Annotated in this window: 11 protein-coding genes; 5 read left to right on the top strand and 6 right to left on the bottom strand. The window is 66.1% G+C overall.

Annotated features, from left to right (window positions below; all coding sequences use genetic code 11):
* Positions 1 to 55: 55 nt before the first annotated feature.
* The gene (locus L1F31_RS17170) at positions 56 to 988 is read right to left on the bottom strand and encodes an NAD-dependent epimerase/dehydratase family protein (RefSeq protein ID WP_265418435.1); all 933 of its coding nucleotides are present in this window, start codon (positions 986 to 988) and stop codon (positions 56 to 58) included.
* A 55-nt stretch (positions 989 to 1,043) separates the two neighbouring features.
* Entirely contained in the window at positions 1,044 to 1,823 is a 780-nt protein-coding gene (locus L1F31_RS17175; RefSeq protein ID WP_265418436.1) for an enoyl-CoA hydratase, read from the bottom strand.
* Between the two features lie 115 nt (positions 1,824 to 1,938).
* Here L1F31_RS17175 and L1F31_RS17180 point away from each other — a divergent pair, with 115 nt between their 5' ends.
* Both L1F31_RS17180 and clpB read left to right on the top strand, forming a co-directional pair.
* A complete protein-coding gene (locus L1F31_RS17180; RefSeq protein WP_265418437.1) occupies positions 1,939 to 3,516 on the top strand; it encodes a Na+/H+ antiporter in 1,578 nt (525 codons plus the stop codon).
* 237 nt (positions 3,517 to 3,753) lie between these two features.
* On the top strand, positions 3,754 to 6,360 hold the full coding sequence (gene clpB, locus L1F31_RS17185; RefSeq protein ID WP_265418438.1) for an ATP-dependent chaperone ClpB: 2,607 nt from the start codon (positions 3,754 to 3,756) through the stop codon (positions 6,358 to 6,360).
* 252 nt (positions 6,361 to 6,612) lie between these two features.
* On the opposite strand, the gene L1F31_RS17190 is transcribed toward clpB, so the two are convergent.
* The 3 genes from L1F31_RS17190 to L1F31_RS17200 form a co-directional block, all read right to left on the bottom strand.
* Positions 6,613 to 7,944 carry an HTTM domain-containing protein gene (locus L1F31_RS17190; RefSeq protein WP_265418439.1) on the bottom strand — a complete coding sequence of 444 codons (1,332 nt, stop codon included), beginning with the start codon at positions 7,942 to 7,944 and terminating at the stop codon, positions 6,613 to 6,615.
* On the bottom strand, positions 7,934 to 8,722 hold the full coding sequence (locus tag L1F31_RS17195; protein WP_265418440.1) for a DUF5819 family protein: 789 nt from the start codon (positions 8,720 to 8,722) through the stop codon (positions 7,934 to 7,936). The genes L1F31_RS17190 and L1F31_RS17195 overlap by 11 nt, the downstream gene beginning before the upstream one ends.
* Before the next feature lie 308 nt (positions 8,723 to 9,030).
* Positions 9,031 to 10,206 (bottom strand): CaiB/BaiF CoA transferase family protein, encoded by a 1,176-nt coding sequence (locus L1F31_RS17200; protein ID WP_265418441.1) that lies wholly within the window; start codon positions 10,204 to 10,206, stop codon positions 9,031 to 9,033.
* Between the two features lie 287 nt (positions 10,207 to 10,493).
* Here L1F31_RS17200 and L1F31_RS17205 point away from each other — a divergent pair, with 287 nt between their 5' ends.
* Together L1F31_RS17205 and L1F31_RS17210 are read left to right on the top strand one after the other, a co-directional pair.
* On the top strand, positions 10,494 to 11,531 hold the full coding sequence (locus L1F31_RS17205) for an agmatine deiminase family protein (protein WP_429860933.1): 1,038 nt from the start codon (positions 10,494 to 10,496) through the stop codon (positions 11,529 to 11,531).
* A 225-nt stretch (positions 11,532 to 11,756) separates the two neighbouring features.
* A complete protein-coding gene (locus L1F31_RS17210; protein WP_265418443.1) occupies positions 11,757 to 12,164 on the top strand; it encodes a hypothetical protein in 408 nt (135 codons plus the stop codon).
* A gap of 176 nt (positions 12,165 to 12,340) precedes the next feature.
* Here the strand turns inward: L1F31_RS17210 and cls are convergent, their stop codons facing one another.
* Positions 12,341 to 13,837, bottom strand: a complete 1,497-nt coding sequence (gene cls / locus L1F31_RS17215; protein WP_265418444.1) for a cardiolipin synthase — start codon at positions 13,835 to 13,837, stop codon at positions 12,341 to 12,343.
* 248 nt (positions 13,838 to 14,085) lie between these two features.
* On the opposite strand from cls, the gene L1F31_RS17220 reads away from it, so the two are divergent.
* Positions 14,086 to 14,787, top strand: a complete 702-nt coding sequence (locus L1F31_RS17220) for an NUDIX hydrolase (protein ID WP_265418445.1) — start codon at positions 14,086 to 14,088, stop codon at positions 14,785 to 14,787.
* Positions 14,788 to 14,847 lie beyond the last annotated feature (60 nt).

Raw genomic sequence — 14,847 nt, forward strand, 5'->3', positions numbered from 1 at the left:
GCGCAGGGCTGAGCGCTGCTGGAACTGGGAGGTCCCTGCTGGAACCGGGACTCTGCTACTGGAACCGGGAGGGGATGAGGTGCTGGGTCGTCGAAATCCCAAGCACCCGCTGCTGACGAGAGAGGTTGTAGGTCCGGTCGGACTGCAGGTACTGGACGAGGAAGAGCTTCGCCCGGTCCCCGCGCTTGAACACGCCCTTGACCTTGAGCCCGAGCTTCGCCGTCACCAGAGCCTTGTCCTTCGCCACACCTTCGATGACGACCTGGTCATACCCCATCCGCCCGAAGTGCGTGACGATGGCGTCCTTGAGCCGGTAGGGAGTCGGGTCGCCGATGTTGAACGGGCCCGCAGCCGAGGGCACATCGAGGCAGGCGAGCGCGGCACGCACGACATTGTCGACATGCGTCAGCGTCAGCTTCTGCCGACCTCCGCCGGGCAGCCGCAGCACACCCTTCTTCGAGATCTTCGACAGGAACGGCATGAACATCGTCTCGCCCGGTCCGTAGACGGCAGCGGGTCTGAGGATCGCGGCATCCGGTCGGATGCGGGAGACGAGCTGCTCGGCCAAGGCATGGGTGCGGGAGTAGGCGTCGGTGAACTCGCTGGGGTCCTTCGGCCCGGCTTCCTCCCACAGTTCGGCGTGCGGTTCGGCCGAGGAGTACACAGTCGTCGAGGACACGTGGACGATCCGGGCCTTCGGGAAGGCGTCGAGGACATTGCGGGTGCCCGTCACCTTCACGGCATAGAGAGCGTCGTCATCGGCGCTGACCGAGGAGATGCCTGCACAGTGGAAGACCGCCGTGGCCTTCGCCGCCAGGGACTGCACAGCCTGCGGGGCCGCCTCGGTGATATCCCAGTGTTGGAAGTTCACTCCGGGGATCTCCGGATCCGTCCGGGAAAGGGCGTAGACCGTCTCGTCCCGATCCGCGAGCGCACGCGCGATGGCACCACCGATGAAGCCGCTGGCTCCGGTCACTATCACCGCCACGATGGTCCCTTTCTCATCCGTGCCTCATCCGCGCCTCACTGAGCCTCACTGAGGCTCACCCGCGATGCTGCCACTGCGGTTCCCGCTTCGTCAGGAAGGCGTCGATCCCCTCCTGCGCGTCGGTCGCCACAGCATTATGTGCCATCACCTGCGACATCCGCGCATAGGCGTCGGCCACAGGCAGCTCACGCTGTTCGTAGAACGCTGCTTTGCCTATGGCAACTGTAGCCGACGAGGCGGACGCGACTTTCCGCGCCAGCTCTGTTGCGGCCGCCTCCAACTCATCGTCGGCGACGACATCGGAGACGAGACCGAAGCGCAGCGCATCCGCAGCGGTCACGAAATCACCGGTGAGCAGCATCCGCATCGCCTGCTTCACGGGCACCGCACGCGACAGGGCCACCATCGGCGTCGAACAGAACAGGCCGATCTTCACTCCCGGAGTCGCAAACCGCGCAGACTCTGCGGCCACCGCCAGATCGCAGGCGGCCACGAGCTGACACCCTGCCGCCGTCGCCACTCCCTGCACCTGCGCGATGACCGGCTGCGGAATGGTCTGGATGAGCTGCATGAGGCGGGAGCACGCGTCGAAGATCTCCTGCTGCGTCTCCAGATCCGCCCCGCCGATCTCCCCCAGGTCATGGCCGGAACTGAACACATGACCGGCGGTGCGGACGATGAGCACGCGCACATCGGTGCGTCGCCCCGCCTCGGCGAGGGTGTCGATGAGGTCTTCCATCACCGCCAGTGACAGAGCGTTGCGTGTGGCCGGCTGGTTGATCGTCACGGACGCGACTCCGTCGTCGGGCTCGGCGAATACAATTGACTCAGACATATCCATATTCTGCCAAAGGTCCGACTCGCTGTGCGGAATCCGGGCGTGCTGATCCGCCCTCCGCAGGTCGTGGAGTTTTGCCGGTGTGGGTCCAGCGGCGTCGAGAGGGACCACCATGACCACCTTGCTGATGATCATCGGATTCGGAGCTGCCACCTCGGTGGTGGTCGGACTGGGACAGAAGCTCAAGCTCCCCTGGCCGGCGCTCATGGTCCTCATCGGCATCGCCGGCGCGTTCATCCCCACCTTCGCCGAGGTGGCCATCGATCCCGAGCTCGTCCTCCCGCTGTTCCTGCCGCCCCTGCTCTTCGCCGCCGCGCAGAAGACGTCGTGGGCGCTGTTCGCGATCCGGTGGCGCACGATCCTCGGCATGTCCGTGGCGCTCGTCGGGGTGACAGTGGCCGTCGTCGCCGGTTCCGCGGTCTTCCTCATCCCCGGAATCACGATCGCCGCGGCCATCGCGCTCGGCGCCATGCTCGCCCCGCCCGATCCCGTCGCCGTCGAAGCCGTGGCCAGCACCGTGTCGATCCCCCGTCGCATCATGACGACCCTGCAGAGCGAAGGCCTGTTCAACGATGCCGCCTCCCTGGTCATCTTCCAGACCGCAATGGCCGCGGTCCTGGCCGGCACCGAGGTGGACTACGCAGATCTCGCCGTGTCCTTCCTCGTCTCCGCCGTCGTCGCGGTCGCCGTCGGTCTGGTGCTGTCGTTCGCGGCGTGGTGGGTGATGGAGAAGATCGACCACACGGTCGCCCGCTCCTCCCTCATGCTCGTCCTGCCCTTCGGCGTCTACCTCGTCGCCGAACACCTCCACGCCAGCGGAGTCATCGCCGTCGTCGTCGCAGCCCTGGAGGTCCGCCGCCGCGACACCGAAGGAAATTCGGCCGAACGGGTGACGCAGAATTCGACGTGGCAGGTCCTCGAGATGCTCATCACCGGCATCGCCTTCGGCCTCATCGGGCTCGATCTGCGCCTCATCGTCGAATCCGAACACGCCGACCTCGGTCGGGCGATCCTCGTCGGTGTCCTCATCGCCGTCGTAGTCGTCGCCGTCCGCTTCGTCTGGCTGCTGCTGGGAACGGTCATCGAACGCAAGAGGAGCGAAGAGGACCCGGATGCTGCACCATTGAGCGTCCGCGATGCCACACTTATGACCTGGGGCGGAATGCGCGGTCTGGCCACCGTCGCCCTGGCCCTGTCGGTCCCGGCGACGACGAGCGCCGGGACGCCGTTCCCCGGACGCTCCTATGTCATCGTCGCGGCCGCTGTGATTCTCCTCGTCACCCTCGTCCTCGCCGGCCTGAGCTTCCCGACCGTCGTCGGGCTCCTCGGCATCGACGACGAGGCGGAGAAGGAGCACGAGGCGACCAAGGCGATCGCCCTGCGCGCATACAAGGCCGCGATGCGCGAGATCAAGAACGACGACACCCTGCCCGACGAAGTCATCGAACCGCTGCGCGCCCGATTCAAGACCCTGCACGATCAGCTCAGCGGCACCACCGATGATCAGGCGAGCGAGGAACAGGTGACCGCGTTCAAGGAGCACCGGGCGCAGATGCTCGCCGTCCAGAAGAGGGCCATGCAGACCGCCCGCGCCGAGGTGCTCGCCGCCCGCCGCGAACGCGGCACCGATCCCGAGATCGCTGACAAGGTCCTGCGCCGCTTCGACCTCCAGTCCGTGCTCGCGAACTGAGCGTGCGCGGGCTGAGGGCGCGCGGGCCGAGCCCGGCGCGGGCTGAACCCGGCACCGCCGGCGGAGGATGCGCGGGCTCAGTGCGGCCGTGGTTGAGCCCAACGCACACGCGGAATGGCGGGCCGCCTCGGCGGATTTGTACTCGATTTTCAAAGTTGAGCGGAATAGACTCAACTTTGTTGGTGTTGTTCTGATCGAGAGCTGAAATCAGCACAGATTTTCATGAAGGAGATGCGCATGGACGCACAGATGACAACCAAATCTCGGGAGGCCCTGCAGACCGCGGTCAACGACGTCGTCGCCCGGAAGAACAACCAGATCGAACCGGCCCACCTCGTGGCCGCGCTGCTGGCCCAACCCGATTCCCTGGCCTCGGCCCTGCTGACGAAGGTGGGCGCCGACCCGCGCGTCGTGCTCCGGGCGATCGAGGCCGTGATCGGCGGGTTCCCCACGGTCAGCGGATCCTCGGTGAGCCAGCCGGGACTGTCCCGTGCCGGCCTGGAGATGATGAACCTCGCGCAGGAGGAGATGACTGCGCTCGGCGACCAGTTCGTCTCCACCGAGCACCTGCTGCTGGCCGCGGCTGCCGGCCAGGACGGTGCTGGAGATGCGCTGCGTTCAAATGGTGCGAACCGGGATGCGCTGCTCGCGGCGCTGCCCGAGCTGCGCGCCGGGAAGAAGGTCACCTCGGAGAACCCCGAGGAGACCATGCAGTCGCTGGAGAAGTTCGGCGTCGACCTCACCGCCACCGCACGCGAGGGCAAACTCGATCCGGTCATCGGCCGTGACAAAGAAGTTCGCCGCGTCGTCCAGGTGCTCTCGCGCCGGACGAAGAACAACCCGGTCCTCATCGGTGAGCCCGGCGTCGGCAAGACCGCCGTCGTCGAAGGCCTCGCCCAGCGGATCGTCGCCGGCGACGTGCCCGAGTCCCTGCGCGACAAGACGCTCATCAGCCTCGACCTCTCAGCCATGGTCGCCGGCGCGAAGTACCGCGGCGAGTTCGAGGAGCGGCTCAAGGCCGTGCTCGAGGAGATCAAGAACGCCGACGGGCAGATCATCACCTTCATCGACGAACTCCACACGATCGTCGGTGCCGGTGCCGGCGGCGACTCGACGATGGACGCGGGCAATATGCTCAAGCCGATGCTCGCCCGCGGTGAGCTGCGGATGATCGGCGCCACGACCCTGGACGAGTACCGGGAGAACATCGAGAAGGACCCGGCCCTGGAGCGCCGGTTCCAGCAGGTGTTCGTCGGTGAGCCCAGCGTCGAGGACACGATCGCAATCCTCCGCGGCCTCAAGGAACGCTACGAAGCCCACCACAAGGTCTCGATCAACGACGGGGCTCTGGTCGCTGCGGCAACGATGTCCAACCGGTACATCACCGGCCGACAGCTGCCGGACAAGGCCATCGACCTCGTCGACGAGGCGGCCAGCCGACTGCGCATGGAGATCGACTCGGCCCCGGTCGAGATCGATGAGCTCCGCCGTGCCGTCGACCGCCTGAAGATGGAGGACATGGCACTGTCGAAGGAGACCGACTCCGCGTCCGTCGAGCGCCTCGGTGCCCTGCGCGCCGATCTCGCGGACAAGGAGGAGGAGCTGCGCGGGCTCGAAGCGACCTGGGAGTCCCAGAGGGCCGGCCTCAACCGTGTCGGTGAGCTGAAGACGAAGCTCGACGAGCTGCGGTCGGCCGCCGACAAGGCGCAGCGCGACACCGACCTCGAGACCGCGTCCCGTCTGCTCTACGGGGAGATCCCCGCGGTGCAGAAGGAGATCGCCGAGGCCGAAGCCGCCGAAGCGGAGGCCGAGGCCGGTCAGTCCTCGGATCCGATGGTCTCGGACAAGGTCTCAAGCAATGACATCGCCGAGGTGGTCTCGTCCTGGACGGGCATCCCCGCCGGACGCCTCGTCCAAGGCGAGGTCGAGAAGCTGCTCGGTGCGGAGGGCATCCTCGGGCAGCGTCTCATCGGGCAGAAGAGCGCCGTCGCCGCGGTCTCCGACGCCATCCGTCGGTCGCGTGCCGGTGTCGCCGACCCGGACCGTCCGACCGGTTCGTTCCTGTTCCTCGGCCCCACCGGTGTCGGCAAGACGGAGCTTGCGAAATCGCTCGCGGACTTCCTCTTCGACGACGAGAAGGCCCTGATCAGGATCGATATGAGCGAATACGGTGAGAAGCACACTGTGTCCCGGCTCGTCGGTGCCCCTCCGGGCTACGTCGGCTACGACGAGGGTGGTCAGCTCACCGAGGCGGTCCGCCGTCGCCCGTACTCCGTGGTCCTGCTCGATGAGGTGGAGAAGGCACACCCGTCGGTCTTCGACATCCTGCTGCAGGTCCTCGACGACGGTCGGCTCACCGACGGTCAGGGACGTACGGTCGACTTCAGGAACACCATCCTGATCCTGACCTCGAACCTCGGTTCGCAGTTCCTCGTCGACAAGAGCCTGTCGACCGAAGAGCAGCGCAGCAAGGTGCTCGACATCGTGCACGCGACGTTCAAGCCCGAGTTCCTCAACCGCCTCGACGACATCGTGCTCTTCGATGCCCTCGGACAGGACGAGCTCGCCTCGATCGTCGATCTGCAGATCGAGCACATGTCCAGGCGGCTGTCGGACCGGCGGATCTCGCTCGAGGTCACGCAGGGTGCCGAGGACTGGCTGGCTCTGGAAGGCTATGACCCGGCATTCGGTGCCAGGCCGCTGCGCAGGCTGGTCCAGCGCGAGATCGGCGACAAGCTCGCCCGCGCGCTGCTCGCCGGTGACATCGTCGACGGAGACGTCGTGGTCGTCGACCTGCCCGAGGACCCCGAGTCCAAGGGACTGGAGCTGCGCCCGAAGCGGTAAGCCTCCCCGCAGCCGGTAGCCGTCAGCCCGTGGCTGGCAGCCCGCGGCTACCGGCTCGCGGCCGGCAGCGGCCGGTAGCAGCTGGCGGCAGCGTGCAGTATCTGGCGGCTCGCGGTCGGTAGCCTGCAGCACGACGCCTAAGGGGACACTCTTTTCTGAGAAGCTCACGTTTTTCGGTGAGCTTTTCAGAAAAGAGTGTGCCCTTTGCTGTCTGACGACTCATGCGGAGGCTTCGACCCCGCCGGAGCGGGTTCAGGCGCGAGTGGAAGCCTTCCCGCTGCCGGCCTTGCCACCGGCCTTCGCGCTGGAGCCACCCGACTTAGCTTTGGAACTCCCCGAAGTGCCTGCCGCCCCGGAACTCCCGGAGCCCCCGCCCGCAGCCGAGCCACCGGCGATCCCACCGGACCCGCCGACTGACCTCGGTGCTGACGACGCCCACCAGTGCTTGAGGTACGCGCCGAGCTTCGCGAACGACCGGTCGCGGATGAAGATCGCGTCGACGGCGATCATCGTCAGCGAGAACCACGGCAGGCCCATGAGCAGCGCGATGCCCAGGTGGAAGGACAGGATGCCGAGCAGCGCGACGATCCGGGTGTAGCGGTTGAAGAGCATGAACGGGAAGGCGCACTGGAAGAGGATCGATCCCCATGAGATCGCCACGACCATCGGACCCCAGGCCGTCATCAGGTCCGAGAGCACCGGCCATGTGCCGAACTGCTGAGTGTGCAGCGGGTTGTACACGGCGTATCCGTGCTGCCACGCGCTGCCGCCGGCCTTGTACAGGCCGCCGGACATGTAGATCGCGCATACCTGGAAGGCGAGGACGACGATGGCGAGGTTGTTCGCCATGATGAGCGCCCACCGCCATTGTCCGCCGTCGGACTCCGGGAACTCCGGATTGCGTGCCCGACGCCTGGCATCGAGCGACCACCGCCTGGTCGTATCCGCGAAGAGGAGCGCGACCATGAACATCCGGTAGGCGTTGTCGCCCTGGTCGCCGGCGCCGTCGTTGAGCTCGATGAAGCTCACCCAGAGGATGAGGTAGATCGGCAGGATGATCCGCGTGCGCCAGCCGAGGATGATGACGACGGCCAGCAGCGCGAGCCCGATCATCATCGCCGTGAACAGCGGCGGGGTCGTCACCGCACGGTGGAAGAGTGAGAAGAGCCAGATGCTCGGGAAGTCGCTCTTCGGTTCGGCGATCTCGCCGTTCCATGCCGAGCCCACACCGAAGGTGTAGTGCCGCGCAGCGAAGTTCGTGAGGATGAGCCCGAGTCCGGTGAACCCGATGAGGATCCGCGTCACCGCCAGCCCGTAGGTCGCGTGATAACGGCCTGTGAGCATCTCCTCGAGCCAGTTCCAGCCGTTCGCGAGCTTGGTGCGAACCAGCGTGGTCACCGGGACGAGTCCCGAACCGGGAACCGAGTCCGTCGTTTCGCGGACGTTGTCGTCCTTCGCCGAGGCGGCTGTGCCCTTCCCGGCCGTGTCCTTCCCGGCCGTGTCCTTCGCCGAGGCGGCTGTGCCCTTGTCCGCCACCGCTGAGTCCTTCGCCCCGTCGTTCGGGGGCGTGTCGTCACTGTTCACCGACGCACCTCACTTCGTCGGAGGAGCAGAAGTACTTCGTGAACTCCTCTTGGGACTGATGCTCCTCGACGACGAGGGCACGCCACCCGACGGGAACCGGCTGGATGTTCGGGCGTTCGGCGCCCTTGTCATTGCGGTCGGCGAAGGGCACGACGTTCTGACGAGCCGCCTGGTACTGGACGCGCTGCACATCATCGCCCCAGATGGCCTTCGCCACCTGCGTCGCATAAGCCGTGGCCGTGTGCTCGCTCTTGAGGTAGGCCGGGATCGCCTTGTCCGGGTCGTCGTATTCCTTGAGCTTCGTCGTCAGCCGGTCGACCGAATCATCGCCTTTGAAGTAGTCGAGTTTGACGATCGCCTTCTGATCATCGGGCAGATCGTCCCAGGAGCCCTTGATGTCCGAGGCCACCCCGACACCCAGACCGGCCGAGCGCGGTGGGAACAGCTTGTAGGTCGAATGGTCGAGTTCGACATCGGTGGCTCGGACCCACTGGGTGATCTCCTCACCGCTGTCGGTCGTGATCACCGCACGCACGTCGAAGTAGTAGTCACCGTTGATCGGCTCCGGCGCGAACACGCTCCAGGACTGTCCCCACATCGGGATCATGTACTTCGTGAGCAGGTTGCCGGGAATGACTTCCCGCATCGTCGAGGCAGGGGCGATCCACAGGAAGCTGGCGAAGAGGTGGAATCCCGTGATCGCCATGGCGATCACCATCAGGGTCCGCTTCACCGCCGAACGTCGCCGAGGCGCTGCCTCGGTCGGCTTGTTGTCCATCTCGGTTCCGGAATTCTCTTGGGGAATACGACTGCCATCACCGAGGATGCCGTGACCTTGTCGGTCGCCTTGTGACTTCCTCGGTGACAGCGCACAGTCACTAGAGTACTTCAGCTGTGACGATGACTACCCCGATCGCCGATCATCTCTGCGCCGGTGACCGCGACGGATCGACTCACCGGCGGATCATGCTGCCGGCCACGGCCGCCTCACCCGCCCGAGCCGACCAGGTCACGGCTGCCTCATCTACTCGAGCCGACCGGGTCACGGCTGTTTCATCCGCCCGGACCGACCGGGTCATGGCCGCATCACGGCACCGAGCGCAGCCAGTCCTTGACCTTGTCGGTGGAATCGCCGAGCGTCGGAGGGGCCAGTTCGTAGCTGGCCGGGGTCTCGGACAATCGGATCGGGTTGCGGACGGTGGGGATGACGCGATCCCCGGCCCCCGCCTCGGCGACGGGCTCGAGTCCCAGCGATGATGCCAGGTCCACGCCTTGGGCGATCGAGTTGATCGGGGCGCAGGGCAGGCCCGCCTCGGTGAGGATGTCGAACCATTCCTGATTCGTCTTCTCACTCAGCGCGGCGATGAGCTCGGGTTCGAGTTCGTCCCGGTGGACATTGCGGTCGGCGAAGTTCGCGAATCGCTCGTCCGCGGCCCATTCGGGGTGGCCGAGCACCTCGGCGAGGCGGGCGAACTGGTTGTCGTTGCCGCACGCGATGATGATCTGGCCCTCGGCCGTGGGCATCGGCTGGTAGGGGTAGAGGCTCGGATGCTTATTGCCCATGGCCTGCGGCACCACCCCGCCTGCCACGTACGCGGAGGTCTGGTTCGCCAGCCCCGACAGCGCCGAGGACAGGAGATTCGTCTCCACGAGCTGGCCGATTCCGGTGTCCTTGCGGTGGGCGAGCGCGGCGAGCACGCCTACGGCCGTGTGCAGCCCGGTGATGACGTCGACGACGGCGACTCCGGCCTTGACCGGGCCCGACTCCTCCGATCCGGTGACCGACATGAACCCGGACAATCCCTGGATGAGCAGGTCGTAGCCGGGCTGCGGGTTGCCGCGCCCGAATCCGGTCACCGAGGCGTAGACGATGCCGGGGTTGACGGCTCTGACCGTGTCGTAGTCGAGTCCGTACTTCGCCAGTCCCCCGGCCTTGAAATTCTCGACGAGGACGTCGGACTTCGCGGCCAGACGCTGCGCGATCTCGAGGTCCTGCGGATCCTTGAAATCGAGGACGACCGAGTGCTTGTTCCGATTCGCCGTGAGGAAGTACGTGGCATCGTCACCTCGCCGAGGCGGCGCCCAGTGACGCGTATCGTCGCCCGACCTGCCCTCGACCTTGATGACAGTGGCCCCGAGATCAGCGAGCATCATCGTCGCATAGGGGCCGGCGAGGACTCGGGAGAAGTCGGCCACGACGGTTCCGGCCAAGGGCCCCGTCCCCCGCCTTCCGAGCAGCTCCTGCAGATCCTGGTCTTCCACTTCCTGCCTCCTTCGCACACGATCGAACACTGGCTCCGGGCCGGTCGTTCGGCTCCGGACCAGACGTCTGGCTCCACGCCAGACTATACGGACTCTTCGGCGGGCTCACTGTCCCAGATGACTACGTGAGCTGACCGGCGACGGCGGCGCCGGACGCGCGCTGTGCCGAAGGTGGGCCGGCAAGCGACGGCGGCGCCGGATGTGGGCTGACGAATGTGCGGATTCCGTCGCCCCCGAACCGTCTGTTCTCGCTAGACTCGTGGCAATCTCCACCTCCGAAGGGACCGATGATGACCTTGCACATGCCGGCGGAGACTTCCGCCCAGGACCGTGTCTGGATGGCGTTCCCATCCTCCGGCTACGCGCTCGGCGACACGGCGACCGAAGCCGAAGCCGCCCGTTCCACATGGGCCGCCGTCGCCCGCGCCACGAGCGAATTCACCCCGGTCACGGTGGTCGTGACCAGTGCACAGACCGAGCATGCCCGGCGCCACCTCGGGGAGGGGATCACGCACGAGATCAGCATCGTCGAAGCCGAACTCGATGATGCATGGATGCGCGATATCGGTCCGAGCTTCGTCGTCGACGACGAGGGCCGGCTGCATGCCGTCGACTGGGTATTCAACGGATGGGGCGGCCAGGAGTGGGCGAAATGGGACCACGATGAGCACATCGGACGGTTCGTGGCGGACCTCGCAGAGACCCCGGTCGTGTCCTCACAGCTGCGCAACGAAGGCGGCGGATTCCACGTCGACGGGCAGGGCACGGTGCTCGCCACCCGCAGCGTGCAGCTCGACCCCGGCCGCAATCCTGGCCTGACCGAGGCCGACGTCGAGGCCGAATTCGCGCGCACGATCGGGGCGAAGAAGGTCATCTGGCTCGATCGCGGACTGCACCGGGACAACCAGACCTTCGGCACCCGGGGACATGTCGACATCGTCGCCGCGATGCCCAGCCCCGGGGTCGTCCTCGTCCACGATCAGCGCAATCCGGAGCACCCGGACTACGAATTCAGTCGCGAGCTGATGACGCAGTTCGCCGCCGAGACCACGGCTGATGGTGTGCCCTTCGAGGTGGTGCCCATTCCCGCCCCCGAGGTGCTGCGCGACGACGAGGGGTGGGTCGACTACTCCTATGTCAATCATCTGGTCACCAACGGCGGGGTCATCGCCTGCACCTTCGATGACCCGATGGACGCCGAGGCGGCCGCCGTCCTCGAGCGCGTCTACCCGGGTCGGAAGGTCGTCGGGGTCGATGCGCGCGAACTCTACGCCCGCGGCGGCGGGATCCACTGCATCACGCAGCAGCAGCCGAGCGTCGGCTGAGCCGGTTCCGGGCGGTGGGGTCCGGACCGTGGTTGGACAGATTCCCCGTCGACCGTCGAGAATCCGAGGTGACGGCATGCGCTGAACCGTACCCCAGCGGCCGCTTCCCGGTATAAGCTGGTGGCGCAGGACACAGTGCCCGTGCGCTGATCACAGAGATGCCCGTCGCTGTGTCTCACAGCAGTTCGGGAGACAGTGACGGCAAGTTGCGAAGAGGAGCATGACATGAAGAAGAGATTGATTCTCCTGGCGGGGCTCGGAGTCGGATTCATTCTCGGATCACGCACCGGACGCCAGAGCTACGAACGGCTCAAGGCTCAGGCTCAGGATCTGTGGACCGATCCGCGTGTCCAGGACACCGTCGAAAAGGCCAACCAGTCGATCCGCGAGAAGTCTCCCGCGGTCGCCGATGCCGTGCAGACCGCTGCGGACAAGGTCAATGCCGCGGCGGCCACCGGCGCACCGGTCTCCGAATTCGACGGTGACGAGGACGGAGTCAGCGTGGAGAACAAGACCGCTGCGAGGCCGACCACGGCCAAGCACAGCGCCTCACCCAAGGCTCAGGACTCCGTCGCGGACCCGGAGCGTCACCTCGACGACGAAGGTCCTGCCGGAGTCGCCGACGACGACTGATCGACTCTGCTGAAGCAGCCCTGCGGGTACGGACGGCAGCGATCGGCCCGGTCCGTCTGGCCGCCGGCGACAAGGGCGGTGGAACCGAACATGGTTCCACCGCCCTTGTGCGTGTTCGATGCGCGTGCGCCCCTCGACCCGGCGCGTGCAGACGCGCAGACGCCCATGCCCTGCGTCTAGAGCAGTGAGCTCGTCAGCCGGGCCACGTTCTCCACATACTTCTTCAGCAGGGACCGACTCTCCCATTCCTCTGCGTCGAGTTCGACGGAGTTCGGGGCGTAGCGTTCGGCTTCGAGCGCGTACATGCGAGAAGTGAATTCCTTGTTGACGATGAACATCGTGACCTCGAGGTTCATGGCGAAGGAGCGTTCGTCCATGTTCGAGGAGCCGACGATCGAGACCTCGTCGTCGATGATGAGGAACTTCGAGTGCAGCACCGTCGGCGCGTGGTACATGAAGATCCGCACCCCGGCGCGCACGAGTTCGTCGTAATAGGACTGCTGCGCCTTGTGTGTCAGCCAGTGGTCGCTCGTCTCACCGACGTAGAGGCGCACATCGACACCCGAGCGTGCTTCGGTCGTCAGCGCGTGCAGCAGCGATTCGTCGGGCACGAAGTAGGGTGAGCACACGACGACGGTGCGGTTCGCGTTGTAGATGAGGTGGTTGAACAGCCGCAGGTTGTTCTCGTCTTCGAATCCCGGCCCCGAGGGCACCACCTGGGCTTGGATTCCGCCGGATTCGGGGACGTCGAGTTCGAAGCTGTCGGGTTCGTCGACGATCTCGTCGGTCTCCGAATACCAGTCGGTGATGAACACGGCATCGAGCTCTTCGACGACCGGGCCCCGACACTCGAGCGAGAGGTCCTTCCACTGGAAGCCCTTCCGCCGGTTGCGCGCCTTGTTGTAGGAGCGGTCGATGATGTTCTGGGAACCGGTGAACGCGACCTCACCGTCGACGACGAGGATCTTGCGGTGGTTGCGCAGGTCCGGGCGCTGATACTCGCCCCGCCACGGCCGGATCGGCAGCGCCCGTCGCCAGCTGACGCCCGACGAATCGAGTCTCTTGACGAGTTCCGAATACCCCGGATAGCCCAGTGAACCGACATGGTCGATGAGGATGCGCACGTTCACCCCGCGCTCGTGCGCGGCCAGCAGCGAGTCGAGCAGCCGCCTCGTCGTGTCGTCGATGGCGACGATGTAGAACTCGAAGTGCACGAATCGGCTCGCCCGGTCGACGGCGTCGGCCATCGCATCCATGCAGGCGTGATTGTCGACATGGAGGTCGAAGAAGTTGCCGTGGGTCATCGGCAGGGCGCCGAGGTCGAAGTTGAGCTGCGCGGCGGTGCTCAGCGGTTCGGGCATATGGTCCTTCTGCCCGAGGATCGCCCGATTCTTGATCTGATCGCGGATGAGGTCGTTGATCCTCGCCTGCTTGTCCCGCCGCCGCTTCGGCAGCTTCGACGAACCCAGCAGCAGGAACGCCGCGATGCCGACATAGGGGATGAGGAAGATCGCGAGCAGCCACCCGAGCGCGACCGAGGGTTTGCGGTTGTGCGGAATCCATCCGAGCGCGATGATGCGGATGATGAGATCGATCAGCAGGAGGGTGACGATCACCCAATTCGGCCATGCCGAATCGATGTTGATGAACGGATAGATTCCGAAGCTGCTCATAGTGTGCCCGTTCAGTCCCGCCCCTGCTCGTCACCGGTTGGGTCTTGCACCTCTGGTGGAGGATTTCGCATTGCACACCATCGTATCCTGCCGGGGTTCTCGCTCCTGTTGCCGCATGCCCTCTGACCACGGATATCATCCGTATGCGACCCCGGCTATCGTTCGTACGCGACCCCGGCTCCGCCTCGGCGGGGGTGCGCGGGCATACTGGGAAGGAACGACTTCAGGCGAGAGCGAAGGTGCTGACCGTGATTCGAGACATCAACCCCGAGGGCTCCGACCGTTCGGATACGGCCGATGCTGCCAGTCGCGGACCCGACGTTACCGACCCCGAGGCGGTGCCTATCAGGCCCGCCGTGAGTGTGCTCATGCTCCGTGACGGTGCCGACGGTCTCGAGGTCTTCATCCAGCACCGGGTGTCGACGATGGACTTCGCCGCCGGCGTCGTCGTCTTCCCCGGCGGCCGCGTCGATCCGATCGATGAGAGGACCGCCCCGACGATCGCCGTCGCCGATCCGACAGTGCACACCTCGGCGTGGGCGGATTCGACCATCGCCGAGGCGGCCGAAGGGTGGCGCGTCCTGCTGGCCACCGCTGTGCGTGAGGTGGAGGAGGAGACCGGCGCGGTGCTCGATCCGGCCGGGCTCGTCCCCTGGGCGAACTGGGTGACGCCGCTGGGTCGACCCAAACGGTTCGACACCTACTTCTACGTCATCGCCGCCCCGGAGCTCGCCGCCGCCCATCATCAGACGACGGAGGCGCACACGAGCGAATGGCGTTCGATCAACGGCATCCTCGCCGATGAGGCCGCAGGCACGCTCAAGCTCATGCGTCCGACGTTCGTGCTGCTGCGTGACCTCTCGTCCTTCTCCTCGGTCGCCGGGGTGCTCGGGGCCGAACGCACCATCGATCCGGTGCGCCCGGACTTCCCCTCCACCCGCGGTTCCTGAGCTCAGCCCTTCGCGTTGGTGGGGCCGGAGTCGGCAGCGGTGCGTCCCCCGCCGGCCCCG

The sequence above is a fragment of the Brevibacterium spongiae genome, from assembly GCF_026168515.1.
Taxonomy (GTDB): domain Bacteria; phylum Actinomycetota; class Actinomycetes; order Actinomycetales; family Brevibacteriaceae; genus Brevibacterium; species Brevibacterium spongiae.